This is a genomic window from Immundisolibacter sp., from assembly GCF_041601295.1.
Classification (GTDB): Bacteria; Pseudomonadota; Gammaproteobacteria; order Immundisolibacterales; family Immundisolibacteraceae; genus Immundisolibacter.
On sequence record NZ_JBFIII010000043.1, the window covers coordinates 1 to 24,231 of the forward strand.

The window sequence follows — 24,231 nt, forward strand, 5'->3', positions numbered from 1 at the left end:
ACCGGCAGCCGCCGTCGCGCCAGGAGGCCGTCATGTCCGCGTCCACGACTGATCTGGTTATTCACAAGCCGCCAGCTTCCGCGACGCAGGCCCTACCGAACCAGCCTGACTACGCCAGGGCCTGCGCCGGGTTCAGCTGGGCAGTGGAACGCCTCGCCCTACGTGGCCTGCCCGGCGGCGGCATCAATATCGCCGTGGAGGCAGTCGACCGACACCTGAGCAACGGTCGTGGCAAACAGGTCGCGCTGCGCTGCCTGTCGCGCAATGGTGACGCGCGCGAGTTCACGTATGCCGAGCTGGCCGCGGCAAGCAACCGGTTCGCCAACGTGCTGGGCGGGCTCGGCATTCAACCCGGCGAGCGCGTGTTCAGCCTGCTCGGCCGGGTTCCGGAGCTGTACCTGACCGCGCTTGGCACACTCAAGGCCGGAGCGGTGTTCTGTCCGATGTTCTCGGCTTTTGGCCCGGAGCCGATCCGCGCCCGGCTGGAACTGGGCGGCGGCCGCGTGCTGGTCACCACACCGCAGCTGTACCGGCGCAAGGTGGCGGCAATACGTTCGCAGCTGCCACAACTCGAACACGTACTGCTGGTTGGGGATGACGACAAGCACAGTGCCGACACCCTCAGCTTCGCCGGTCTGATGGATGTTGCAGACGAGGCCTTCATCGTCCCACCTCGCGCCGGCGAGGACATGGCCCTGTTGCACTTCACGTCGGGGACCACCGGCCGGCCCAAGGGCGCCGTGCACGTGCATTGCGCGGTGCTGTCGCATTACGTCACCGGCCGCCTGGCGCTCGACCTGCATCCGGGCGATGTGTTCTGGTGCACGGCCGACCCGGGCTGGGTGACCGGCACCTCGTACGGCATCATCGCGCCGCTGGTGATCGGCGCCACGCTGGTGGTGGATACCGAGGAATTCGACGCCGAGCGCTGGTACGGCATCCTGCAGGACCAGAAGGTCGACGTCTGGTACACGGCGCCGACCGCTATCCGCATGCTGATGCGCCTGGGCGACGCGCTGCCGACGCGCTTCGACCTGTCGCGCCTGCGTTTCATGGCCAGTGTCGGCGAGCCGCTGAACTCGGAAGCCGTTATCTGGAGCCAGCGCGCGCTTGGGCGGCCGTTTCACGACAACTGGTGGCAGACCGAGACCGGCGGCATCATGGTTGCCAACTTCGCCGCCATGGACATCAAGCCGGGTTCCATGGGCAAGCCGCTGCCGGGCATCGAGGCGGCCATCGCCAACCTGACCCACGACGGCGGGCTGGAGTTCATGCCCGACGGCGAGCAGGGCCAACTGGTGCTCAAGGCCGGCTGGCCGTCCATGTTCCGCGGCTATCTGGGCGAGGACGAACGCTATCGCAAGTGCTTCGTTGGCGACTGGTACCTGAGCGGCGACCTGGCGCGTCGCGATGCGGATGGCTATTTCTGGTTCATCGGCCGGGCCGACGACGTGATCAAGACCTCCGGCCACCTGATCGGCCCATTCGAGGTCGAGGACGTGCTGATGCAGCACCCGGCGGTGGCCGAAGTAGGCGTGATCGGCAAGCCAGACCCGATGGCGCTGGAGATCGTCAAGGCCTTCATCGCGCTCAAACCGGGCTTTGAACCGACCGATGCCCTGCGCGACGAGCTGATGGCGCACGCCCGAAAGCGCCTGGGCGCCGTGGTGGCGCCCAAGGAAATCGAATTCGCGCCCAGCCTGCCCAAGACCCGCAGCGGCAAGATCATGCGCCGGTTGCTCAAGGCGCGGGAACTGGGCCTGCCCGAGGGCGACACCTCGACCCTGGAGAACGCCTGATGGCCCTGCCCGACCAGGACACAGCGCTGGCCCTGCTGCGCCAGATGCTGCGCATCCGCCGCTTCGAGGACCGCTGCGCGCAGCTGTACTCGGCCGGCAAGATTCGCGGTTTCCTGCACCTGTACAACGGCGAGGAGGCCATCGCGGCCGGCATCATCCCGCTGCTGGACGCGAAGGATGCCATCCTTGCCACCTACCGCGAGCACGGCCACGCCCTGGCGCGCGGCGTCGACATGGGCGCGGTGATGGCCGAGATGTACGGCAAGCAGGAGGGTTGCAGCCGCGGACGCGGCGGCTCCATGCACCTGTTCGATGCCGGCACGCGCTTTTACGGTGGCAATGCCATCGTCGCCGGGGCGCTGCCGCTGGCCGTGGGCCTGGCACTGGCCGACAAGCTGCAGAACCGCGCACACGTGAGCGTGTGCTTCTTCGGCGAGGGGGCCGCGGCCGAGGGCGAGTTCCACGAGTCGCTCAACCTGGCCGCGCTGTGGCAACTGCCGGTGCTGTTCGTGTGCGAGAACAACCTGTACGCCATGGGCACCGCGTTGGTGCGCTCCGAGGCCGAGACCGACATTCACCTGAAGGCGCGCAGCTACGGCCTGCATTCGGCCGCGGTGGACGGCATGGACCTGCTGGCGGTGCGCGAGGCGGCCACGGTGGCCATCGGGCACGTGCGGGCCGGCAACGGGCCCTACCTGCTCGAATGCCACACCTACCGCTTTCGGGCGCACTCCATGTTCGACAGCCAGCTGTACCGGGACAAGGCCGAGGTGGCGCAGTGGCAGGCACGCGACCCGATCGACCTGTACGAGCGCGAGCTGCTGAATCTGGGCCTGATCGAGGCCGGCAGCCGCGCCGCGCTCGAAGCCGAGGTCGAGGCCGAAGTGGAGGCCGCGGTGGCGTTTGCCGAAGCCGGCACCTGGGAACCGGTCGAGCAGCTCACGCGCGACGTGTACACGCAGCCTGCCGCATGAGCGCACCGCAAAAGATCACCTACCGCGAGGCCCTGCGCGAGGCCCTGCGCGCCGCGCTCGCCGCCGACCCGCGCGTGTTCCTGATGGGCGAGGACGTCGGCCGCTACGGCGGCTGCTACGCCGTGAGCAAAGGCCTGCTGGCGGAGTTCGGCGAGGCGCGCATCCGCGACACGCCGCTGTCGGAATCGGCCTTCACCGGCGCCGGCATCGGCGCGGCACTCGGCGGCCTGCGGCCGATCGTCGAGATCATGACCGTCAACTTCAGCCTGCTGGCGCTGGACCAGATACTGAACAACGCCGCCACGCTGCGCCACATGTCCGGTGGGCAGGTGTCGGTGCCGCTGGTGATCCGCATGGCCACCGGCGCCGGCCGGCAGCTGGCGGCGCAGCACTCGCACAGCCTGGAGGGCTGGTACGCGCACATCCCGGGTATCAAGGTAGTCGCGCCGGCCACCGTGACCGACGCCCGCCACATGCTGGCCGCGGCGCTGGCCGACCCGGACCCGGTGATCGTGTTCGAGCACGTCATGCTCTACAACGCCGAAGGCGAGCTGGAACCGGTCGACGCCGTGCCGCTGACCGGCGCCGCGGTGCGCCGGCCGGGCAACGACCTGACCCTGATCACCTACGGCGGCAGCCTGCCCAAGGTGCTCACCGCCGCCGAGCAACTGGCCGCCGACGGCATTGAGGCGGAGGTGGTCGACCTGCGCTGCCTGCGCCCGCTGGACGACGCCACGATCATGGCCTCGGCAGGCAAGACGCGGCGGGCGGTGATCGTCGACGAAGGCTGGCGCAGCGGCAGTTTTGCGGCCGAAATCAGTGCCCGCATCGTCGAACAGGCGTTCTACGATCTGGACGCCCCGCCGGCACGGGTGTGCAGCGCCGAGGTGCCGATTCCCTACGCCAAGCACCTGGAGGACGCCGCCCTTCCGCAGGTGACGGACATCGTCGCCGCGGCGCGCGGGGTGCTCGGCCGTGGCTGACTTCGTCATGCCGTCGCTGGGCAGCGACATGGAAAGCGGCACGCTGGTCGAATGGCGCATCAAGCCGGGGGGTCGGGTCCGACGCGGCGACATCGTGGCGGTAGTGGAGACCCAAAAAGGCGCCATCGAGGTCGAGATCTTCGACAGCGGCGTGGTCGAGTCGCTGGTGGTCGAGCCGGGCACCGAGGTGCCGGTCGGCACCGTGCTGGCCACGGTGCGCTCGGGCGATGAGCCGGCTGCCACAGAAGCCCCGGTAGCATCCGCCGTGGCGCGCCCTGCCCCACCGCCAGCACCCGAACCCGCCAGGCCAGCGCCGGCCGCCGCCCCGAAAGCCCCGCCGGCAGCGGCTCGCCCAGCACCTACCGCGGGCGCCGCGCCACCGCCGGTTAGCGCAGTGCCAACGGCCGCACCGGCTACCCGGCTGCGCGCCTCGCCAGCGGCCCGCCAGCGCGCCACCGCGCTGGGCATCGACCTGTCCACGCTCACCGGCAGCGGTCCCGGCGGCGCCATCACGCTGGCCGACGTCGAGGCGGCGCCCGCGAAACAGCCGGCGCGGGCACCCCGTGCCAGCCCATCGGTGCGCCAGCGGGCGCTGGAACTGGGGGTCGACCTGGGCCAGATCACGGGCAGCGGCGCCAAGGGCGCAATCACCGTGGCGGATCTCGCGCGCGCCGCGGCCGGTGCGCAACAGGCAAAATCTGCCCCCGCCCGGCCACCGGCGGCGCCGTTCGAGCCCGACGCCATGCGCCGCGCCATCGCCGCCGCCATGACCCGCTCCAAGCGCGAGATTCCCCACTACTACCTGGCCACCACGGTCGATTTCGAGCCGGCGCTGCGCTTCGTCGAGCGCGTCAACGCCCAGCGCGACCCCGAACAGCGCCTGCTGTACGCCGTGCTGCTGCTCAAGGCGCTGGCGCTGGCGCTCAAAGAGGTGCCGGAACTGAACGGCTTCTGGCGCCAGGACCGCTTCGAGCCGTCGGCCGCCGTGCATGTGGGCGTGGCCGTGTCGCTGCGCCGACGCGGGCTGATTGCGCCCGCCCTGCACGACGTGGCGGACAAGGATCTCGATACCCTGATGATGCAGCTGAAGGATCTGGTGCAACGTGCCCGCGTCGGCGGCCTGCGCAGCTCCGAACTGACCGACACCACCATCACGCTGTCCAGCCTGGGTGACAACGGCGTCGAGACGCTCTACCCCATCATCACCCCGCCACAGGTCGCCGTTGTCGGCGCCGGTTCCGTGGTGCGCCGGCCGTGGGTGGTCGGCGAGGGGCTGGCGGTGCGCCGCGTCGTCACCCTCACCCTGGCCGGCGATCACCGCGTCAGCGATGGCCACCGCGGCGCGCTGTTCCTGGCCGCCCTGGAACGCCTGCTGCAAAAACCGGAGGAGCTATGACCGAAACCGAACTGCGCGAGCGGCTGCTCGCCATCCTGGGCGGCATCGCGCCCGAAGCGCGCGAAATCGACATCGACCCCGAGCAGAGCTTTCGGGACCAGCTCGACATCGACTCGATGGACTTCCTGAACTTCGTCACCGCCGTGCACAAACAGCTCGGCGTGCCGATCCCGGAACTGGATTACCCGCGCCTGGCCAGCCTGAACGGGGCGGTGCAGTACCTGTTGCCAAAACTGCCGCACTAGATCGCGATGAGGTGCGGCTTGCCCGACACCGAATTCGCCTGATCGACCCCTATCCCCGGCCCGGCCCGCTAGAATTCAGCGAAACGCCTTTATCACCGCTTGTTCGGCCGCCACGCAAAAGACCAGGGAGCCTCCATGACCAACACCCTCAAGGATAAAGTCATCATCGTCACCGGCGCCGGCGGCGCTATCGGTGGCGGTATCGCGCGGCTGGCGGCGGCGCACGGGGCCAGGGTGGTGGCCAATGACATTGGCGGCTCGGTCGGCGGCGAAGGCGGTGATGCCGGACCCGCGCAACGGGTGGTCGAGGAGATTCGCGCGGCGGGCGGTGACGCGGCCGCCAGCACCTCCAGCGTGGCCAGTTGGGACGGGGCACAGGCCATGGTGCAAACGGCGCTCGATGCCTTCGGCCGGGTGGATGGCGTGGTCAACAATGCCGGCATCCTGCGCGATGCCATCTTCCACAAGATGTCGCCGCAGGATTTCGAGGCGGTGGTTCAGGTCCACTTGCTGGGCTCGTTTTATCTGAGCCGGGCGGTGGCACCGCTGTTTCGCGAGCAGGGCAGCGGCGCCATGGTGCACATGACCTCCACCTCCGGCCTGATCGGCAATATTGGTCAGGCCAACTATGCTGCCGCCAAGCTCGGCGTGGTGGGATTGTCCAAGTCTATCGCGCTGGATATGCAGCGCTTTGGGGTGCGCAGCAACTGCATCTCGCCGTTTGCCTGGAGCCGCATGATCGGGTCGATCCCCACTGACACGCCCGAGCAGCAGGCGCGGGTGGAACGCCTAAAGCGCATGACGCCCGAAAAGATTGCGCCAGTCGCCGCGTTCCTGCTGTCGGACGCTGCCGCCGAGGTCAACGGCCAGATTTTTGCGGTGCGTGCCAACGAGGTGTTCCTGATGGGGCAATCGCGCCCGCTGCGCTCCATCCAACGCGATGGTGGCTGGAGCCCGGAACAACTGGCCGAACGGCTGGTGCCGGCGTTTCGCGACAGCTTCTACGCGCTTGAAGTGTCGGCGGACGTGTTCTCCTGGGATCCGTTCTGATGGCGATCGACTACCAGCGCCTGCTGGACTGGCCGGTGCCCGAGATACGCCACAGCTATGGTGCGCGTGACAGTCAGCTGTACGCGCTGGCAGTCGGCCTTGGGGCCGATCCGGTGTCCACCGCGCAGTTGCGCTTCGTGTACGAGCAGGGCCTTGAGGCGCTGCCCATGCAGGCAGTTGTGCTCGGCTACCCCGGCTTCTGGATGAAAGACCCCGGCACTGGTATCGACTGCGTGCGCCTGGTGCATGCCGAGCAAGGCCTGCGGCTGCACCGCCCGCTGCCCGCCGCGGGTGAGGTGATCGGTCGCACGCGGGTGATCGGCATCAACGACAAAGGCCCGGACAAGGGCGCCATCGTCTACAGCCAGCGTACTGTTCACGAGGCCAGCAGCGGCGAGCTGCTGGCGACCCTCGACAGCAGCACATTTTGCCGCGGTGACGGTGGCTGCGGGGGCAGCGATGCGGCGCCGCTGCGTCTGGCGCCCAGCCCGGAACGCCCGCCGGACGCCGTGTGCGACCTGCCCACGCTGCCACAACAGGCGCTTTTGTACCGGCTGTGTGGTGACCTGAACCCGTTGCACGCGGACCCGGACGTGGCACGCGCGGCCGGTTTCGACCGGCCCATCCTGCACGGCCTGTGCACCTTTGCCGTGGCTGGCCACGCGCTGCTGCGCAGCATGTGCGACTACCACCCGCAGCGACTGACGGCCATGCAGGTGCGATTCTCGGCGCCGGTTTATCCGGGCGAGACGCTGCGCACCGAAGTATGGCGCGAGGCCGAAGGTCTGGCCTTTCGCACCACCGCACTGGAACGCGCCGTGGTGGTACTGAGCCATGGTCGGGCCTCGGTGAGCGCGGACTAGCCCAGCGCCTGAGCAAACACTGCTGGTTCCCAGGCGAACGCACTGGCAACCAATGCCGACTCGATCTATGCTGCCCGTACCGTGAATTGGGGGGCAGTGCCATGGCCACAGTCATTCAACCCGTTGCTGACGCGCAATCAGCCCTGGATCGCGATGCCAGCGAGTTTTTCACAGTCGCTTGCCCCGGCATGGGCTGTCACCAGAACTGTCCGCTCAAGGCCGAAGTCCGCGATGGGCGCATGGTGTCGCTCACCGCGGCGCCTATCCCAGGGGCACCCGAAGACACCCACGCCTGTCTGCGCGGCATTGCGGCGATCGACCTGCCCTACAACCCGGAGCGTCTGAAATACCCGATGCGACGCATCGGGGAGCGCGGCGAGGGGCGCTGGGAGCGCATCAGCTGGGATGACGCGTACGCCGAAATCGCCACGCGCCTGGCTGATATCCGCGATACCGATGGCCCGCAGGCAGTGCTGATGCATGGCTCGGGTTCAAGCTCGGTGCCGCTGTCGGGAGTCAACGCTGGCGGCGCCACCGGGCGCTTTGCCAATCTGTTTGGCTGTACCGAAATCGTTGGCTGGGCGGTGGATGGCGGGCCGTTCGTGGCCGGCCTGGTCAATTACGGGTTTTTTTTCGGTGGCGCGAACGACCCGCGGGACTGGGTCAATTCCAAACTGATCATCATCTGGGGCGAGAACATGGCCGAGTCGGCCATGCGCGATTTCAACCACGTGATGCGCGCGCGCAAGGCCGGCGCCAAGCTGGTGGTGATAAGCCCGACCTTCGACGCCACCGCCGCCAAGGCCGACTGGTGGGTGCCGATAGAACCATCGACTGACGGCGCGCTGGCGCTCGCCATGACGCATGTGCTGATTGAGGAAGGTCTTTACGACGAAGATTACGTACGCCGTCACACGGTCGCGCCGTTTCTGGTGCGCGACGACAACGGCCAGCTGCTTCGTGGACGGGACCTGGGAACCGGAGCGCCCGACGAGGACTACGTGGTCTGGGACCAGACAAACGCGGTCGCGGCGACGATCGCCGCGCGAGTAACCGACCTGCCGGGTGTCGTTCCCGCGCTGAGCGCAGCCGTGACGGTCAACGGCGTGCCCTGCCACACCGCCTTCGACCTGCTCGCGCAACAGGCAGCAAAGCATTCGCCGGAACGCGTCAGCGATCTGTGCAAGATTCCTGTCGAAACTATCCGCGAGCTGGCCCGCCACTACGGTCGCAACCGGCCATCCACGATCAAGATCGGATTTGGCGTCTGCCGCACCTTTCACGGCGACCTCAACGCGCGGGCGATCCTGGCACTGGCCGCGCTTACGGGTGACGTAGGGCGCAGCGGTGGCGGTGCCAGTGGCTGGTGCAAGGCCTATTCCCCAATGCTCAACTCGTCGCCGGTGTACGCCGCGGATGGGCGTCGCAGTCACCGCCTGCACATCAGTGAAGGTCACCATGCGATCATCACCGGCAAGCCCTGGCCGATAAAGGCGATGGTGGTCCTGGGTACCAACCTGCTGGGGTCCATACCCAACCGACGGGTGTGGACCGAGCAGATATTTCCCAAACTGGACTTCATCGTGGCCGTGGACATCGTTGAGTCCACAACCGCCCAGTTCGCCGACATCGTGTTGCCCGGCACGACCATCTTCGAGCGTACCGACCTGTATGGCGCCCTGGGCTGCACCATCCTCTCGCAACAGGCCATCGCCCCGATGCATGAGGCCAAATCGGACGTCGAAATCGTATCCGAGCTGGCACGGCGCCTGGGTCTTGGCGAGCACTTTACCCAGAACACGGAACAGTACCTGGCGGCGATGCTGGATCACCCAACCCAGGACGGCATCACCCTGGACCGGCTGCGGGCGGAAGGAGGCATCGTGCGTGGCAAGGGCGCGGAAAAACCGCACATCTCGTTTGCCGACAAGCGCTTCCCGAGCCCTTCCGGGCGCATCGAGTTTTACGCCGAGTACCTGCATCATTTGGGCGAAGCCCTGCCCAGCCATAAAGAGCCGGGCGAAGGTAAACGCAGCGAACTCGCGCAACGCTATCCGTTACAGTTCTTCACCGGACGACGCAAGTTCACCAACCAGAGCCAGTCGTACTACCGCACGACCAAAGAGCTGAACCCGGAGCCGCGAATCCGGCTGAACCCAACCGATGCCCTGCAGCGCGGCCTCGGCGAAGAGGACTGGGTCCGGGTCTATAACGACCGCGGTGACTTCCGGGTACGCGTCCAGCTGTCGGATGGCATCCGGCCTGGCACTGCCTGGATGGAACATGGCTGGTGGCCACGGGACTTTCCGCACGGGCATTATCAGGATCTGCTGCGTCCCCTGAACCTGCCTACTCCGGACATGATCAACCCGGCGTTCCAGGTTTACTGGGGCATGTGGAAACAGTTCGCGCAGAACGCACCTTCGCCGGGTCTGACGCCCTATGGCCTGGCCGACCAGATTTTCGATTGCCTGGTACAGATCGAGCGCCACGACGAGGCCGCGGCATGAGCCTCCAGTACGGCATGTTCGTGGATGTCGAGCGCTGCATCGGCTGTCAGGCCTGCTCGGTCGCCTGCAAGATCGAAAACGACCCACCCCTGGGCAAGAGCTTCATGAACGTGAAGACCCTGGGCGGCGCACACACCGACACCCCGTCCGGCACCTATCCCAACGTCAAGATGACCTGGGAACCTACCTTGTGCATGCACTGCCGTGACGCGCCGTGCCTGAACGTATGTCCCACCCAGGCGCTGTCGCGTCGGCCCGACGGCATCGTGGTACTGAACGAGGACGAGTGCCTTGGCCAGGGCTGTCGACGCTGCACCTTCGTCTGCCCATATGGGGTGATCGAGTTCAACGAGGCCGAGAACGTGATGCAGAAGTGCAATTTCTGCACCCAGCGCGTTGACGCGGGCCAGACCACCGCCTGTGCGGAAGCATGTGTGTATGAGGCCATTTTCTTTGGTGATCTGAATGATCCGGACAGTGACGTGTCCCGCGCGATCGAACGCGCGGGCGGCCAGACCCGGGTCATGGGACCGGAACACAATACCGACCCGGTGGTGTATTACTCCATCGGTTGAATGGGAAAAACGTAGTGGCGCTTGGCGGCGCGGGGGGAACGATGCCTAAGACAATGCTGGCTGCACGGCTGCACGAGGTGGGCGAAGCGCTGCGCATCGAGCAGGTGCCGGTCCCGGAAGTCGGCCCCGACGACGTGCTGGTCAAGATCGCCGCTTGCGGCACCCAGGACGGCGACCACCAGCTCATCCACGGCATGCTGCCGCTGAACCGGCGGCCCCTGATCATCGGCCACGAACCGGCAGGCACGATAGCCGCGGTGGGCAGCAATGTCCGCCAGGTCCGCGAGGGCGATCGGGTGTTCGTCTCGCCGTCGCTGTCCTGTGGCCAATGCGCCGATTGCCGGAACGGCAACGGCAACTACTGCGCCCAGTACGCGGTGATGGGCATGAGCTACTTCGCCCCGCCCGGACGCGAACGGTTCGAGCGCTACGGTGACGGTGGTTTTGCCGAATACATGCTGATTCCCGCCGGCAACGCCAATCCGCTGCCCGATACGATTTCCTTTGAACAAGCGGCCAAGATCGCTTTCCTCGGCGTGGCCCTCAAAGCCGCGGAACGCGCCCATGTTCGCGCGGGTGCCACGGTGATCGTCACCGGTGCCAGCGGCGCGCTCGGTACCTGTGCGGTGATGTGCGCGCACGCCCTAGGTGCCACCACCATCGTGGCGATTGCGCGCGACGCGGCGCGTCTGGAACGGGTGCGTCAGGTACACCCCGCGACCGTCATATCCCACGCAGCCGGAACGGACCCCGAACTTGAAGGCGTACGGGCGCTGTTACCCCAAAAGGGCGCGGACGTGCTGATTGATTGCCTGCCAACGGCGCTGGATGTCACCCAGCGCGCCATCGGCCTGCTGCGGCGCGGCGGACGCGCGGTGCTGATCGGCGGCGTGCGCGGACCGATCAACATCGATTACCGCCACTTCATGCTGAGCGAGATCGAGGTAACCGGCTCCGTTGGCATGGGGCCGGGCACCTATCCGCGCGTGGTCGACCTGATGCGCAGCGGCGTGGTGGATTTCACCCATTTCATCACGCACCGCTTTCCCCTGGCACAAGCCAATGAGGCAATCGCGGCGGTGATGGCGAAAACGGGCGACCCGCTCGGCGTGGTGATCACGCCCTGAACGGCGCGCGCCGATCAGCGATGTCCGGCCGAGGCCGGCGCCGTTTCCTCAAGCTCCATTAACACCCCGCCACAGTCTTTGGGATGCAGGAACACCACCGGCAGGCCGTGCGCGCCAATGCGCGGCTCGCCCAGCACGCGGATATTGGCGGCCCTGACCGTGGCAATGGCCGCGGCAAGGTCCGGAACTTCAAAGCACAGGTGGTGCAAGCCACCGTCCGGGTTCTTTTCCAGGAACTTGGCGATCGGTGAGTGCTCGCCGAGAGGCTCCAGCAGCTCCAGCTTGGTATTGCCGGTGTCCACGAACACCGTGGTGACGCCATGCTCGGGCAACGCCAGGGGTTCCGACACCTGCGCCGGGGCGGCCAGGGACTCGCGGTAACGCAGCGCCGCGGCGCGTAGATCTGGCGTGGCGATGGCGATGTGGTTCAGGCGACCGATCATCTGCCTTCAGCCAACGGAAGCGAACTGGATCAGCAGCTGGTCGGCGTCCACCGTTTGACCGGCCTGGACCTCCAGTTTGACTACCGTGCCGTCACGCTCCGCGTGGAGCACGTTTTCCATCTTCATCGCCTCAATCACACACAGTGGTGCGCCGGCTTTGACGTGCTCGCCATTCTCCACGTATAGCGCGATCAGCTTGCCTGGCATGGGCGACAGAACCAGGTTGGAGGTATCCGGTGCCTGTTTCTTCGGCATCAGGCTGTACAGCTCGTGCTCCAGCGCGCTCAGCGCCCGTGTGCTCACGCGCCGTCCGCGACGACTGATGGTCAATCGCCCCGCCGCCTGCTCCACCCGGAACCTCACCGGGTAGCCATCGATGGTCAGTTCCTGCAAGGCCTGGCCGGGGTGGAAGCGACCCTGCACCACGTGGGTGTGCTCGCCGATGGCAAACCGTGCGCTGCCCTGGTCAACTTCGCCAATATCCAGGCGCACCGGCTCGCCCTGGACTGTCACGTAATACGCCTGGTCCTTATCCGCCATGTGTCAGCCTCCCTGCCCTGCGCGTTTCAGCAGTTTCCAGGGACTGTCGGCGTCTCCGGCATGCACATGGCGGGCGCGCAGTTCCTGCTGGGCGCGGATGTAGGCGGCGATGACGGCGAACTGCTCGCGCTCGCGCTCGTCAACCGGGGGGTCGACGTAACCATCGGGGTATTCCTCGGCAATGAGACTGGTCGAAATATCACCTGCCTGGAAACGGGGGTGGGCCAACAGGCTGCCCAGGAAGTCCAGATTGGTGGTCACGCCGCGGATGTCGTAGCCGTCCAGGGCATCCAGCAGGCGCGCCGTGGCCTGTTCGCGATCGGCGCCGTAGGCGATCAGCTTGGCGATCATCGGATCGTAATACATGGAAATCTCACCGCCCTCGTAGGTGCCCGAATCGACCCGAATACCGGGGCCGGTGGGTTCCCGGTAATCAGTCAGTCGACCGATGGAGGGCAGAAAGCCGCGCCGGGCGTCCTCTGCGTAAACGCGCGCCTCAATGGCCCAGCCGGTCAGAGTAACGTCGGCCTGGCTGAATTCCAGCGGCTCACCGGCAGCAATGCGGATCATCTGCTCGACCAGGTCCACGCCAGTCACCAGCTCGGTGACCGGGTGTTCGACCTGCAGGCGGGTGTTCATCTCCAGGAAGTAGAAGTTGCGCTCCTGGTCGACGATGAACTCCACCGTGCCGGCCGAGTGGTAATCCACGGCCCGGGCCAAGGCCACCGCCTGCTCGCCCATCGCGCGGCGCACTTCGGGCGTCAGGAACAGGCTCGGCGCTTCCTCGATCACCTTCTGGTGCCGGCGCTGGATGGAGCACTCGCGCTCGCCCAGGTACACGATGTTGCCCTGCCGGTCGCCGAGCACCTGAATCTCGATGTGGCGCGGGCGGGTGATGTATTTCTCGATGAACACCCGGTCGTCGCCGAAACTCGAACGTGCCTCGGAGGCGGCGGCGCGAAAGCCCTCGGCCATTTCCTCGCGCCGGTTGACCACCCGCATGCCCTTGCCGCCGCCACCGGCGGTGGCCTTGATCATGACCGGGAAGCCGATCTGCTCGGCGATGCGCGCGGCCTCGTCGGGGGTGTCGATGATGCCGACGTAACCGGGCACGGTGCTGACGCCCGCCTTGACGGCCAGTTTCTTGGACTCGATCTTGTCGCCCATGGCGCGCACGGCGCCCTGCGGCGGGCCGATGAACACCACGCCGGCTTCCTCCAGTCGGCGGGCGAAGTCGGCGTTTTCGGACAAAAAGCCGTAGCCCGGGTGCACCGCCTGCGCCCCGCTGGCGGCGATGACTTCAAGGATACGTTCGACGTTGAGGTAGGACTGGGCGCTGGGCGCCGGGCCGACCGGCCAGGCCTCGTCGGCCATGCGCACGTGGAGGGCATTTTTGTCGGCGTCGGAGTAGATGGCAACCGTGGCAATACCCAAGCGATTACAGGAACGAATCACCCGGCAGGCAATCTCGCCGCGGTTGGCGATCAGAATTTTTTCGAAAAGGGGCATCTTTGTTTCAGTAGCTTAGAGCGGAATATTGCCGTGTTTCTTGAATGGTCGCTGCACGCTCTTGTTGGCCAGCATGCGCAGCGCCCGGCACAGGTGCTGGCGGGTGTGGCTGGGCGTGATCACGTCGTCGATGAAGCCGCGCTCGGCTGCCACGAAGGGGTTGGCGAAACGCTCGCGGTACTCCTGCTCCAGGCGAGCAGTCTCGGCGACCGGGTCGGCCGACTGGTCGATCTGACGCCGGTACATGACCTCGACCGCACCCTTGGGGCCCATGACGGCGATCTCGGCCGTTGGCCAGGCGTAGTTGATGTCGCCGCGAATGTGCTTGCTGCTCATCACGTCGTAGGCGCCGCCATAGGCCTTGCGGGTGATGACCGTGAGCTTGGGCACTGTGGCCTCGGCGTAGGCATACAGCAGCTTGGCGCCGTGCTTGATAATGCCGCCGCGCTCCTGGGTGGTGCCCGGCAGGAAGCCCGGCACGTCGACCAGGGTCACCAGCGGCACGTTGAAGCAGTCGCAAAAGCGCACGAAGCGCGCCGCCTTGCGCGAGGAGTCGATGTCCAGCACGCCGGCCAGGACCTTCGGATTGTTGGCGACGATGCCGACTGTGCGGCCTTCCATGCGGGCAAAGCCGATGACGATATTTTTGGCGTACTCGGGCTGTATCTCGAAAAAATCGCAGTGATCGACAATCTTGTGGATCAGCTGCTTGATGTCGTACGGCTGGGTGGCGTTCTCTGGCACCAGCGTGTCCAGCGACAGCTCGACCCGGTCGGCCGGATCGTCGCAGGGATAGCCGGGCGGGGTTTCGAGGTTGTTCAGCGGCAGAAAATCGAACAGCCGCCGCGTCTGGACCATGGCCTCGATGTCGTTTTCGAGCGCGAGATCCGCCACGCCGGATTTGGCCGTGTGGGTGACCGCGCCGCCCAGGTCTTCGGAGGTGACGTCCTCGTGAGTGACCGTTTTGACCACGTTGGGGCCGGTCACAAACATGTAGGAACTGTCCTTCACCATGAAGATGAAGTCGGTCATGGCCGGCGAGTACACGGCACCGCCGGCGCACGGACCCATGATGATCGACAGCTGCGGCACCACGCCGGAGGCCTGTACGTTGCGCCAGAAAATTTCCGCGTACCCGCCCAGCGACGCCACGCCTTCCTGGATGCGCGCGCCGCCGGAGTCGTTCAGGCCGATCACCGGCGCGCCAACCTCGACCGCCCGGTCCATGACCTTGCAGATTTTCTCGGCATGGGTTTCCGACAGCGCGCCGCCGAACACGGTGAAATCCTGCGAGAAAACGAAGGTCAAGCGGCCGTTGATGGTGCCGTATCCGGTCACCACGCCGTCGCCGGGGAACTGCTTGTCGCCGATGCCGAAATCCTGGCAGCGGTGCTGCTTGAGCGTGTCGAGCTCGCAGAACGAATCGGTGTCCAGCAGCAAGCCGATGCGCTCACGCGCCGTCAGCTTGCCCTTGCCATGCTGCGCCGCGATGCGGTCCGTGCCGCCGCCAAGCTGTGCCGCCGCCCGGGCAGCATCCAGACGGTCGAGAATAGTATTGCCGCTCAAACGTCACCCTCCCCCGGGGACTACCGCCACCGCTTGCACGGATCGGTGGAAACTAACTTAAAAACCTGGTCAGGCAGTGACAGGCACGGCACCGAGGCAACTATGGACGGGCCTTGATGGGCGTGTAATCGCGCTCGGTCGAGCCGACATAGATCTGCCGCGGGCGACCGATCTTGGCACCCTGGTCCAGCATCTCCTTCCACTGCGCGATCCAGCCGGGCAGGCGACCGATCGCAAACATCACCGTGAACATATTGGCCGGGATGCCCATGGCGTGATAGATGATTCCGGAATAGAAATCGACGTTCGGGTACAGCTTACGGTCGACGAAATAGCTGTCCGAACGGGCCGCTTCCTCAAGCTGCTTGGCGATCTTGAGCAGCGGCTCGTCCTCCTGCCCGAGCTTGGCAAGCACCGTGTCGGCAGTGCGCTTGATGATCGTGGCGCGCGGGTCGTAGTTCTTGTAGACGCGGTGGCCAAAGCCCATCAGGCGGAATGCGTCGTTCGGATCCTTGGCCTTGAGGACGAATTTCTGCACATCGCCACCGTCACGCTGGATTTCTTCCAGCATTTCCAGCACTTCCTGATTGGCACCGCCGTGCAGCGGCCCCCACAGGGCTAGGATTCCGGCCGATACGGCCGCGAACAGGTTGGCCCGCGAGGAACCCACCAGGCGCACGGTGGAGGTGGAACAGTTCTGTTCGTGGTCGGCATGCAGGATGAGCAGAACCTTCAGGGCCTTGACCAGATCCTCATCCACCACGTAAGGCTCGCACGGCACGCCGAACATCATGCGCAGGAAATTGGCGCAATAGCCGAGGCTGTTGTCCGGATACAGCAATGGGTGGCCAATGGATTGCTTGTACGCATACGCCGCGATGGTGGTGATCTTGGCGAACAGACGCACGATCGACAGCTCCACCTCGTCCGGCGTCTGGTCCATCTTGGCCAGCTCCGGGTAGTAGGCGGACATGGCACACACCGCCGACGACAGGATGGCCATCGGGTGCGCCCCGGGCGGGAAGCGGTCGATCAGTTCCTTCAAACCCTCATGGATCATGGAGTGACGACTCACCTGGGCGCGAAACGCCTTCAGTTCGGCCTGGTTTGGCAAATGGCCGTAAATCAGCAGGTGCGCCGTTTCGGTGAACGACGAGTTCTCGGCCAACTGTTCGATCGGAATGCCGCGGTAGCGCAGGATGCCCTGCTCACCGTCCAGAAAGGTGATGGCACTGGTGGTCGCACCGGTATTCATATATGCCGGATCCATCGTGATGTACCCGGTCCGCGCGCGCAGGTCGCTGATATCGATGGCTTTTTCACCCTCCGAGCCGGTCATCACCGGAAACTCGTGGATCTGCCCTTCGATTTCTAGTTTGATGCAGTCGGCCATCGCGGTTCCTGTTGTCGGTTTGTTCAGGATTCCCTGAGTGTCAGGGCCTGAATGGCGGTGCGCGCCAGACCCCTCGTCGAAGGGTTCTGGCGGGTCTCGAGCCGCGCTTCGGTGCGCCGCGGAGCGTGCGATTCTAGCAGCGGCCCTGTATTGCCAACAACGCGCGGGCCAATAGCCAGCGCAGCGGCCGAATCTGCTATCCTCGCCGACCTTTTTTCGGACGCTGCGTCCGTATCCCACCCCACAGCGCACATCTATACCGGAGGGCACGTGGAACTCACCGGCGCCGAGATCATTGTCCGTTTCCTGCGCGATCAGGGCGTGCAGTTTGTGTTCGGCTACCCGGGTGGCGCGGTGCTGCACATCTACGATGCCCTGTACGGTCAGCAGGAGGTCGAACATATCCTGGTGCGCCACGAGCAGGCCGCGACTCACGCCGCAGACGGCTATGCCCGCGCCACCGGCCAGCCGGGCGTGGTGCTGGTCACCTCCGGCCCGGGCGCGACCAATGCCGTGACCGGCATTGCCACCGCCTACATGGACTCGATACCGATGGTGGTCATCACCGGCCAGGTGGCGACCCACCTGATCGGCAACGACGCTTTCCAGGAAGCCGACACCGTCGGCATCACCCGGCCGTGCGTGAAGCACAACTTCCTGGTCAAGGACGTCGCCGATCTTGCCCTCACCCTGCGCAAGGCGTTCTATATCGCCACTACCGGCCGTCCCGGCCCGGTGGTTGTCGACGTGCCCAAGGACGTGACCGCCAACCGCACACGTTACGTCTACCCAGCCCAGGTCGAGATGCGCTCCTACAGCCCCGTGGAGAAAGGCCACCCGGGGCAAATTCGCAAGGCCGCGCAGTTGCTGGTCAAGGCCAAGCGCCCGATGATTTACACCGGTGGCGGCGTGATCCTGGGCAAGGGTTCGGCGCAGCTGAGGCAGCTCACGCGGCGGCTGGGCTTTCCGATCACCAACACCTTGATGGGCCTGGGTGCCTACCCGGCGGATGATCGGCAGTTTCTTGGCATGCTCGGCATGCACGGCACCATCGAGGCCAACATGGCCATGCACGAGTGCGACGTGCTGCTGGCCGTAGGCGCCCGCTTCGACGACCGGGTGACCGGCGAGCTGGCAAGCTTCTGCCCGCACGCGCGCATCATCCACGTCGATATCGACCCGGCGTCGATCGCCAAGAACGTGAAGGTAGAAGTGCCCATCGTTGGCACGGTGGTTTCAGTGCTGGAAGACCTGATGGCGGCGCTTGACAGTCTCGCCCAGACACCCGATGCCGAATCGCTGAAGGCCTGGTGGCAGCGCATCGAAGCGTGGCGTGCCCAGCGGTGTCTGGCCTACGACAAGAGCAGCGCGTTGATCAAGCCACAGGCAGTGCTGGAAGCCCTGCACCGCATCACGGGCGGCAATGCCTATGTGGCGTCCGATGTCGGCCAGCACCAGATGTGGGCGGCGCAGTTCTACGGCTTCAATGAGCCCAACCGCTGGATCAACTCCGGCGGCCTGGGCACCATGGGCTTTGGCCTGCCAGCGGCGCTGGGCGTGAAGCTCGCCTATCGCGATGCCGACGTGGTCTGCGTCACCGGCGATGCGAGCATCCAGATGTGTATCCAGGAGCTGTCCACGGCCAAGCAGTACGAGCTGCCGATCAAGATCATCAACCTGAACAACCGCTACATGGGCATGGTCCGCCAGTGGCAGGAGTTCCAGTACAAAAGCCGCTACTCGCACTCGTACATGGATGCGCTTCCGGATTTCGTCAAACTGGCCGAAGCCTATGGCCACGTCGGCATGCTGATCGAACGCGCAGCCGATGTGGAAGGTGCATTACGCGAGGCGTTCGCACTCAAGGACCGGCTGGTATTCATGGACTTCATCACCGATGCTTCAGAGAACGTCTACCCAATGATCGAGGCCGGGAAGGGCCAGCACGAGATGCGCCTGTCGCCACACCAGCTTGGCCTGCGCGACCGGGAACTGGCCTGATGCGGCATATCCTGTCCCTGTTGCTGGAAAACGAGCCAGGTGCTCTGTCGCGCGTGGCTGGTCTGGTCTCCGCCCGCGGTTACAACATAGAGTCCCTGAGCGTCGCCCCCACCGACGAGCCCAGCCTGTCGCGCATGACGCTGGTCACCAGCGGCGATGACGCCATCGTCGAGCAGATCACCAAGCAGCTGAACAAGCTGCTGGACGTGGTCAGGCTGATGGACGTCACCGAAGGCGCCCACATCGAACGCGAGCTTTTGCTGGTCAAGGTCAAGGCCGCAACAGCGGCGTCGCGTGACGAGATCGCCCGCCTGACCTCGGCATTCCGTGGCCAGGTGGTGGACATCACCCGCGGCAGCTACGTGGTGGAGGTGACCGGCAGCGGCGACAAGTTGACCGCTTTCGTCGGCTCGCTCGACCCGGCCAGCATCATCGAACTGGTACGCAGTGGGCCCTCGGCCATCTCGCGCGGCGCCAAGGCGCTGCGCTCCTGATTTTCCCGTCAATCCTCCGGTAATAGCACCATGAATATCTACTACGACAAGGACGCCGACCTTTCCCTCATCCAGGGCAAGAAGGTCACCATCCTAGGCTACGGCTCGCAGGGCCATGCCCACGCGCTGAACCTGAAGGAATCCGGCGTCGAAGTGCGGGTCGGCCTGCGCGACAGTTCGGCCTCGGTGGCCAAGGCCAAGAATGCGGGCCTGACCGTGCTGTCGCCCGAACATGCGGTGCGCGAAGCCGACCTGGTGATGGTGCTGGTGCCGGACGAACATCAGGCGCAGCTGTACACGGACGTGATCGCGCCGAACCTGAAACAGGGCGCCGGACTGGCCTTCGCGCATGGCTTCAACATCCACTTCGGGCAGATCGAGCCACGTGCCGATCTTGACGTGTTCATGATCGCTCCCAAGGGCCCGGGCCACCTGGTGCGCAACACCTACACCCAGGGCGGCGGCGTGCCGTGCCTGATCGCCGTACATCAGGATGTTTCCGGCAGCGCCCGCGACACCGCGCTGGCTTATGCATCGGCCATCGGCGGTGGCCGCGCCGGGGTAATCGAAACCAATTTCCGCGAGGAGACCGAAACCGATCTGTTCGGCGAACAGGCGGTTCTGTGCGGTGGCGCCTCGGCGCTGGTGATGGCCGGTTTCGAGACGCTGGTGGAAGCCGGCTACGCGCCCGAAATGGCGTACTTCGAGTGCCTGCACGAACTGAAACTGATCGTCGACCTGATGTATGAGGGCGGCATCGCCAACATGCGTTATTCGATCTCGAATACCGCCGAATACGGCGACTTCACGCGTGGTCCTCGCATCGTCACCGATGAAACCAAGGCCGAGATGCGGCGCATCCTTAAGGAAATTCAGACCGGTCAGTTCGCTCGCGACTTCATCGCCGAGAACCGCGCCGGTGCCCCGATGCTCAAAGCCATGCGTCGCCTGGGCCAGGAACACCCGATCGAGCAGGTCGGCGGCCAACTGCGGGACATGATGCCGTGGATCAAGGCCACGCGCGTGGTCGACCGTTCACGGAACTAGACAGGCGGAACCCGGTATGCAGCTGCCCACTGGCCGGCCTCGGCGTCGAGGCATCTACATACTGCCCAACCTGTTCACAACGCTGGGCTTGTTTGCGGGCTTCTACTCCATCGTTGCCGCGGCACGGGGCGATTTTGGCCCCGCCTGCGCGGCGGTATTCGTGTCCATCGTTACCGACGGACTGGACGGCCGGGTCGCGCGCCTGACCGGCACCGAGACAGATTTTGGCGCCGAGTATGACTCGCTCAGCGACATGGTGGCCTTTGGCGTGGCACCCGCGCTGCTGGTCTATGACTGGGCCCTGCAGGACCTGGGCAAGGTCGGCTGGTTGCTGGCATTTTTTTACGCCGCATCGGCGGCACTGCGCCTGGCCCGCTTCAACACTCAGCCACAGGTCTACGGCAAAAAGTACTTCCAGGGCCTGCCCAGCCCATCCGCCGCGGCGCTGATCGCCAGCACCGTGTGGGCCGGGCACAGCTTCGATTCGCCAGCCTGGCTTGGCATGCCGCTGGCGATCCTGGTAACCATCGGTGGCGGCGGGCTCATGGTCAGCAATCTGCGCTACCTGAGCTTCAAGGACTTCGATTTGCGCGGCCGCATTCCGTTCTTTGCCGCCGTGTTGATCGCCATCGGCCTGGCGGTATTGTCTACTGATCCACCGCTGGTCCTGTTCAGCCTGTCCCTGACCTACGCCGTATCCGGCCCTGTCCTGACCTTGAGCCGCCTGCGGCGCTGGCGTCGACGGCGGGCCGGCTAACACGCGATACAGCCAGCGCGGCTTCAGCCCGTCCAAGGCTCAACAGGGCGAAGTAGCGGCGCACGCCCTCGACATGAAATACCGGCTCCCAGGCGCCCGTACCCCGCCCAAGATACGCGGGAAGGGCCTGGCGAACTTCCACCCACCGATCCGGGTTGCCGCCGCTGGCACGCACTGACTGCCGGGCACGCGCCAGCTTGTTTGGACCCAGGTTATAGGCGGCCACCGCAAGCCAGGTACGATCCGGCTCGGGTACCGCGTCGCCGAAATCATCTCGCAAACGCGCCAGGTAACGTGCGCTGGCGGTGATTGACTGATGTGGATCGAGCCGATTACTGATGCCGACCTGGCGGGCCGTGGGTGCCATCAGCATCATCAAGCCACGCGCGCCTTGGGGTGATATAGCCCGCGGATTCCAGCGCGACTCCTGATACCCGAGCGCCGCCAGCAGGCGCCAGTCGATGCCGTGGCTTGCGCCAGCGCGGCGGAAATAGTCCTCATAAAGCGGCAGCTTGGTCGCCATCGCCAGCTGAAATCCGCGCAGATCAACGACATCGAAGCGTTTTCGCAGGCCGCGCTCTTGCAGCCGCAGCTGCGCCAGGAGACCACTGCTACGGGCCTTCAGCATGAACCGGTCGACCTGTTGGCTCAGCGAGTCATCCCGCATCTTGCGCAGCACCCAGCCAATCCCACCGGGCGGACCGACGCTGGCCCCTACCTTGAGCATGGGCATGCGCTGGCGAGCCCGCTCAATCTGATGACGTTCGGCCAAGGTGCAGGGCACCTCCCCGCCAGCCACCTGCTCCAATAAAGCGACGCTACCCAAGGACGATACCTGAGCAAGCCTAACGCGCTTTAAACCGGCCTCAGCCAGGCGCTCCGTGTAGCCATCGCCATCGGATATCCAAAGCTGCCTAAGGTCGGTCCTGGCGAACACGTCAGCCGGCGGTACCACGTGAGCTCCGCACGCGACGTGCGTTTGACTGTCCGCGTAGGTCGGCGCCTGACGCAGGTGCCCCGGCAAACGGTTGGGAAGCGGCTGACCAGGCACGACGATATCAACCTCGTCATGGGTCAACATGTCCAGCAGCGCTGTCTGCGAGTCGCCCTCAACCAGCTCCAGATTGACGTCGAGCCGATTGGCGAATTCGCGCAGCATGCTGTGGTGCAAGTCCTGAAATGCCGCGTGGTCGATACCCAGATCCACCGGCACGCCTACGCGCAGGGTTCCAAGACTTTGAATGCGTTCCAGCCGCGACAGTTGTGGGTGTCGCTGCGCCAGGTCCTGCCAGTACACCAGCATCAACAGCAGGGCCGTGGCCAGGCCCGCACCCCACCATTCGGGGAGTCCGTATTTCACTCGGTAGCCTCTGGGACCGCGTGCCGGCGCGAACGATGGCGCTCTGCAGGCTGCGGACGGGCCGCGGATGGTATATTAGTTGCGTCCCTGAGCAAACCTAATGGCCCCTGTGGCCACCTCACGGAGAGGTACCGAAGTGGTCATACCGGCGCGGACTCGAAATCCGTTGGGGGCGTAAGCTCCACGTGGGTTCGAATCCCACCCTCTCCGCCAATCGCCTTATAAAAACAACACGTTACAAGCTAAAGAATAGCCTGCCAGCCCACCCGCCTACCATTTGTGACTGCCGTTGGTTTTCAACCACTGGAGGCACTGACGATGGACCAAACGTTAACCCACGATCAGGAACTGCGCAGCCGCGAGCAGCCTGCCTTTGCGCCGGCGAAGGATGCTGACGGGGCCAGCAAAGTGACATGGGCGCAATTAGCTTGGGCGCGTGACTACAAATGACGGTTCCTGATCGAGAAAGAGCACACGCGTCGACGCCTTTAGGCCTGTAGGGGCGGCAAGGACGCGTCTTTCGCGTACTGGGCATAGACCCACGCCATGTCCAGCCGTACCTGCTGCGTGTTGGCGTCGATTCCTCTTCGAGATCACGCCGGCCAATGTCCGGCCGTAGCGGTCTTCGCCTTCGACACATAGCTGCGCTTGAACTTTGAAGCACAGGTCAGCAAAGGATTGCCAAGAGCGTGTGCCCAGGGTTGGGCGCGCTCCGGCGCGTCGATTTCGCTCAGGCGGACCCCGACTTGCTGGTCATCCTGCAGCACGGTGAGCGTATCGCCATCGGCGATGCCGGTTCCGCTGCCGGCAGGGTGGCGGCCAAACTGCGAGTAGCAGTGAACACGCTTACGCGCATTTTGGACGGATCCTTGGGTCGCCGACTCGCCGACCGCGAGGTTTCAAGCAGCCAGTGACGGCGTTCCTCATTGCCCCAACCAGTTGCCGTCCGGCGTCATGATGCAGCGCGTTCCGGCCACAAATGTTTCATCCGGGCACATCGTGATTCCGTGCCCGCCGGGGACAAAGCTGCCGTCTGGAGCCCTTTGCGGCCCCTGCGGCGTTTCTGGCACAAAATGTCCATCGGGGGCCAACTCGCAGCGTGCGCCACCACCGATGAAGGTGCCATCCGGGCACATCACGCAGGGGCCGCGTAAGACATAGCGTCCGTCCGGACACATGATCGCGGCAGAGGCGGTTGAAGCGGAGCCTAACAAGACGATTGATATGAAAAACGGCCAGCCTTTGACGCTCATGGTCGCCTGTATGCGCAAGGTATTAGCCTGAAATATACCTACCATCCGGGCTGTCAGGTCAGCCCAGCGGTTTTATGGGCCTTCTTGCCGCCCCCTTACCGCGGGCAACGGGCATTCGCCGTAGTGGGGGGGTATCAAAGCGGGGGTAATGGTGCCGCGCCAGGCCGGATGAGTACCTCCGGCTTTTCGGTGCTGGGCCTAGACACGGCTTTCGATCGGGCCGCATCGGTTGGCGCAGAGCGCTTGGACTTAAACCCGTCACCGGCTCACTGCCAAGACAGCGAACGAAGAGCGCCATCTGTGGCGCCATTACCCCGACCCCAGGTTACGGCATCCCGTAGCGGAC

At 65.3% G+C, this 24,231-nt stretch carries 20 protein-coding genes, 1 tRNA gene and 1 pseudogene; 16 read left to right on the plus strand and 6 right to left on the minus strand.

Annotated elements, in window-relative coordinates; genetic code table 11:
• The first annotated feature begins 32 nt into the window (after nucleotides 1-32).
• The 10 genes from acsA (at nucleotide 33) to ABZF37_RS07440 (ending at nucleotide 11,522) form a co-directional block, all read left to right on the plus strand.
• Nucleotides 33-1,799, plus strand: coding sequence for an acetate--CoA ligase (acsA, locus tag ABZF37_RS07395; RefSeq protein WP_372718406.1), 1,767 nt, complete (start codon nucleotides 33-35; stop codon nucleotides 1,797-1,799).
• Nucleotides 1,799-2,773 (plus strand): pyruvate dehydrogenase (acetyl-transferring) E1 component subunit alpha, encoded by a 975-nt coding sequence (pdhA, locus tag ABZF37_RS07400; RefSeq protein WP_372718408.1) that lies wholly within the window; start codon nucleotides 1,799-1,801, stop codon nucleotides 2,771-2,773. Before acsA ends, pdhA begins: the two co-directional genes overlap by 1 nt.
• On the plus strand, nucleotides 2,770-3,756 hold the full coding sequence (locus ABZF37_RS07405) for an alpha-ketoacid dehydrogenase subunit beta (RefSeq protein ID WP_372718410.1): 987 nt from the start codon (nucleotides 2,770-2,772) through the stop codon (nucleotides 3,754-3,756). The genes pdhA and ABZF37_RS07405 overlap by 4 nt, the downstream gene beginning before the upstream one ends.
• Nucleotides 3,749-5,152, plus strand: coding sequence for a dihydrolipoamide acetyltransferase family protein (locus tag ABZF37_RS07410; protein ID WP_372718412.1), 1,404 nt, complete (start codon nucleotides 3,749-3,751; stop codon nucleotides 5,150-5,152). The genes ABZF37_RS07405 and ABZF37_RS07410 overlap by 8 nt, the downstream gene beginning before the upstream one ends.
• Complete coding sequence (locus ABZF37_RS07415) at nucleotides 5,149-5,397, plus strand: acyl carrier protein (protein WP_372718414.1); 249 nt, start codon at nucleotides 5,149-5,151, stop codon at nucleotides 5,395-5,397. Before ABZF37_RS07410 ends, ABZF37_RS07415 begins: the two co-directional genes overlap by 4 nt.
• Nucleotides 5,398-5,532: 135 nt before the next feature.
• Nucleotides 5,533-6,447 (plus strand): SDR family oxidoreductase, encoded by a 915-nt coding sequence (locus ABZF37_RS07420; protein WP_372718416.1) that lies wholly within the window; start codon nucleotides 5,533-5,535, stop codon nucleotides 6,445-6,447.
• The gene (locus tag ABZF37_RS07425) at nucleotides 6,447-7,310 is read left to right on the plus strand and encodes a MaoC/PaaZ C-terminal domain-containing protein (protein ID WP_372718418.1); all 864 of its coding nucleotides are present in this window, start codon (nucleotides 6,447-6,449) and stop codon (nucleotides 7,308-7,310) included. Before ABZF37_RS07420 ends, ABZF37_RS07425 begins: the two co-directional genes overlap by 1 nt.
• A gap of 101 nt (nucleotides 7,311-7,411) precedes the next feature.
• Entirely contained in the window at nucleotides 7,412-9,820 is a 2,409-nt protein-coding gene (locus tag ABZF37_RS07430; protein ID WP_372718420.1) for a molybdopterin-dependent oxidoreductase, read from the plus strand.
• Complete coding sequence (locus ABZF37_RS07435) at nucleotides 9,817-10,395, plus strand: 4Fe-4S dicluster domain-containing protein (RefSeq protein ID WP_372718422.1); 579 nt, start codon at nucleotides 9,817-9,819, stop codon at nucleotides 10,393-10,395. The genes ABZF37_RS07430 and ABZF37_RS07435 overlap by 4 nt, the downstream gene beginning before the upstream one ends.
• Before the next feature lie 14 nt (nucleotides 10,396-10,409).
• Entirely contained in the window at nucleotides 10,410-11,522 is a 1,113-nt protein-coding gene (locus ABZF37_RS07440) for a zinc-binding dehydrogenase (RefSeq protein WP_372718424.1), read from the plus strand.
• 14 nt (nucleotides 11,523-11,536) lie between these two features.
• Here the strand turns inward: ABZF37_RS07440 and mce are convergent, their stop codons facing one another.
• From mce to ABZF37_RS07460, 4 genes and pseudogenes are all read right to left on the minus strand, one after another.
• The gene (gene mce / locus ABZF37_RS07445) at nucleotides 11,537-11,965 is read right to left on the minus strand and encodes a methylmalonyl-CoA epimerase (RefSeq protein ID WP_372718426.1); all 429 of its coding nucleotides are present in this window, start codon (nucleotides 11,963-11,965) and stop codon (nucleotides 11,537-11,539) included.
• Between the two features lie 6 nt (nucleotides 11,966-11,971).
• Nucleotides 11,972-14,014 (minus strand): annotated as a pseudogene (locus ABZF37_RS07450) (acetyl-CoA carboxylase biotin carboxylase subunit).
• Nucleotides 14,015-14,029: 15 nt separating this feature from the next.
• Nucleotides 14,030-15,580: an acyl-CoA carboxylase subunit beta gene (locus ABZF37_RS07455; protein WP_372718429.1), complete on the minus strand. Its 1,551-nt coding sequence runs from the start codon at nucleotides 15,578-15,580 to the stop codon at nucleotides 14,030-14,032.
• Nucleotides 15,581-15,680: 100 nt separating this feature from the next.
• Complete coding sequence (locus ABZF37_RS07460) at nucleotides 15,681-16,973, minus strand: citrate synthase (RefSeq protein WP_372718431.1); 1,293 nt, start codon at nucleotides 16,971-16,973, stop codon at nucleotides 15,681-15,683.
• A 270-nt stretch (nucleotides 16,974-17,243) separates the two neighbouring features.
• On the opposite strand from ABZF37_RS07460, the gene ABZF37_RS07465 reads away from it, so the two are divergent.
• Genes ABZF37_RS07465 through pssA form a run of 4 tightly spaced genes read left to right on the plus strand, consistent with a single transcriptional unit; the run spans nucleotide 17,244 to nucleotide 21,272 of the window.
• On the plus strand, nucleotides 17,244-18,974 hold the full coding sequence (locus ABZF37_RS07465) for an acetolactate synthase 3 large subunit (RefSeq protein WP_372718433.1): 1,731 nt from the start codon (nucleotides 17,244-17,246) through the stop codon (nucleotides 18,972-18,974).
• Nucleotides 18,974-19,468 carry an acetolactate synthase small subunit gene (gene ilvN / locus ABZF37_RS07470; protein ID WP_372718435.1) on the plus strand — a complete coding sequence of 165 codons (495 nt, stop codon included), beginning with the start codon at nucleotides 18,974-18,976 and terminating at the stop codon, nucleotides 19,466-19,468. Before ABZF37_RS07465 ends, ilvN begins: the two co-directional genes overlap by 1 nt.
• Before the next feature lie 30 nt (nucleotides 19,469-19,498).
• Nucleotides 19,499-20,515, plus strand: a complete 1,017-nt coding sequence (ilvC, locus tag ABZF37_RS07475) for a ketol-acid reductoisomerase (RefSeq protein WP_372718438.1) — start codon at nucleotides 19,499-19,501, stop codon at nucleotides 20,513-20,515.
• A gap of 16 nt (nucleotides 20,516-20,531) precedes the next feature.
• A complete protein-coding gene (pssA, locus tag ABZF37_RS07480; RefSeq protein WP_372718440.1) occupies nucleotides 20,532-21,272 on the plus strand; it encodes a CDP-diacylglycerol--serine O-phosphatidyltransferase in 741 nt (246 codons plus the stop codon).
• On the opposite strand, the gene ABZF37_RS07485 is transcribed toward pssA, so the two are convergent.
• Complete coding sequence (locus ABZF37_RS07485) at nucleotides 21,187-22,632, minus strand: transglycosylase SLT domain-containing protein (protein WP_372718442.1); 1,446 nt, start codon at nucleotides 22,630-22,632, stop codon at nucleotides 21,187-21,189. The two genes, pssA and ABZF37_RS07485, sit on opposite strands and share 86 nt — an antisense overlap.
• A gap of 122 nt (nucleotides 22,633-22,754) precedes the next feature.
• On the opposite strand from ABZF37_RS07485, the gene ABZF37_RS07490 reads away from it, so the two are divergent.
• Both ABZF37_RS07490 and ABZF37_RS07495 read left to right on the plus strand, forming a co-directional pair.
• Nucleotides 22,755-22,845: transfer RNA gene (locus ABZF37_RS07490), tRNA-Ser, on the plus strand.
• A gap of 105 nt (nucleotides 22,846-22,950) precedes the next feature.
• Complete coding sequence (locus ABZF37_RS07495) at nucleotides 22,951-23,082, plus strand: hypothetical protein (RefSeq protein ID WP_372718444.1); 132 nt, start codon at nucleotides 22,951-22,953, stop codon at nucleotides 23,080-23,082.
• 473 nt (nucleotides 23,083-23,555) lie between these two features.
• Here ABZF37_RS07495 and ABZF37_RS07500 read toward each other — a convergent pair whose 3' ends face one another.
• The gene (locus ABZF37_RS07500; RefSeq protein WP_372718446.1) at nucleotides 23,556-23,885 is read right to left on the minus strand and encodes a hypothetical protein; all 330 of its coding nucleotides are present in this window, start codon (nucleotides 23,883-23,885) and stop codon (nucleotides 23,556-23,558) included.
• Nucleotides 23,886-24,231 lie beyond the last annotated feature (346 nt).

Bases quoted from the DNA above. Each gene is read 5' to 3' on its own strand.
- ABZF37_RS07495 (WP_372718444.1), top strand. From the start codon at position 22,951: ATGGACCAAACGTTAACCCACGATCAGGAACTGCGCAGCCGCGAGCAG.
- ABZF37_RS07500 (WP_372718446.1), bottom strand. From the start codon at position 23,885: ATGAGCGTCAAAGGCTGGCCGTTTTTCATATCAATCGTCTTGTTAGGC.
- ABZF37_RS07420 (WP_372718416.1), top strand. From the start codon at position 5,533: ATGACCAACACCCTCAAGGATAAAGTCATCATCGTCACCGGCGCCGGC.
- ilvC (WP_372718438.1), top strand. From the start codon at position 19,499: ATGAATATCTACTACGACAAGGACGCCGACCTTTCCCTCATCCAGGGC.
- ABZF37_RS07430 (WP_372718420.1), top strand. From the start codon at position 7,412: ATGGCCACAGTCATTCAACCCGTTGCTGACGCGCAATCAGCCCTGGAT.
- ABZF37_RS07425 (WP_372718418.1), top strand. From the start codon at position 6,447: ATGGCGATCGACTACCAGCGCCTGCTGGACTGGCCGGTGCCCGAGATA.
- mce (WP_372718426.1), bottom strand. From the start codon at position 11,965: ATGATCGGTCGCCTGAACCACATCGCCATCGCCACGCCAGATCTACGC.
- ilvN (WP_372718435.1), top strand. From the start codon at position 18,974: ATGCGGCATATCCTGTCCCTGTTGCTGGAAAACGAGCCAGGTGCTCTG.
- ABZF37_RS07435 (WP_372718422.1), top strand. From the start codon at position 9,817: ATGAGCCTCCAGTACGGCATGTTCGTGGATGTCGAGCGCTGCATCGGC.
- ABZF37_RS07415 (WP_372718414.1), top strand. From the start codon at position 5,149: ATGACCGAAACCGAACTGCGCGAGCGGCTGCTCGCCATCCTGGGCGGC.
- pdhA (WP_372718408.1), top strand. From the start codon at position 1,799: ATGGCCCTGCCCGACCAGGACACAGCGCTGGCCCTGCTGCGCCAGATG.
- pssA (WP_372718440.1), top strand. From the start codon at position 20,532: ATGCAGCTGCCCACTGGCCGGCCTCGGCGTCGAGGCATCTACATACTG.
- acsA (WP_372718406.1), top strand. From the start codon at position 33: ATGTCCGCGTCCACGACTGATCTGGTTATTCACAAGCCGCCAGCTTCC.
- ABZF37_RS07405 (WP_372718410.1), top strand. From the start codon at position 2,770: ATGAGCGCACCGCAAAAGATCACCTACCGCGAGGCCCTGCGCGAGGCC.
- ABZF37_RS07460 (WP_372718431.1), bottom strand. From the start codon at position 16,973: ATGGCCGACTGCATCAAACTAGAAATCGAAGGGCAGATCCACGAGTTT.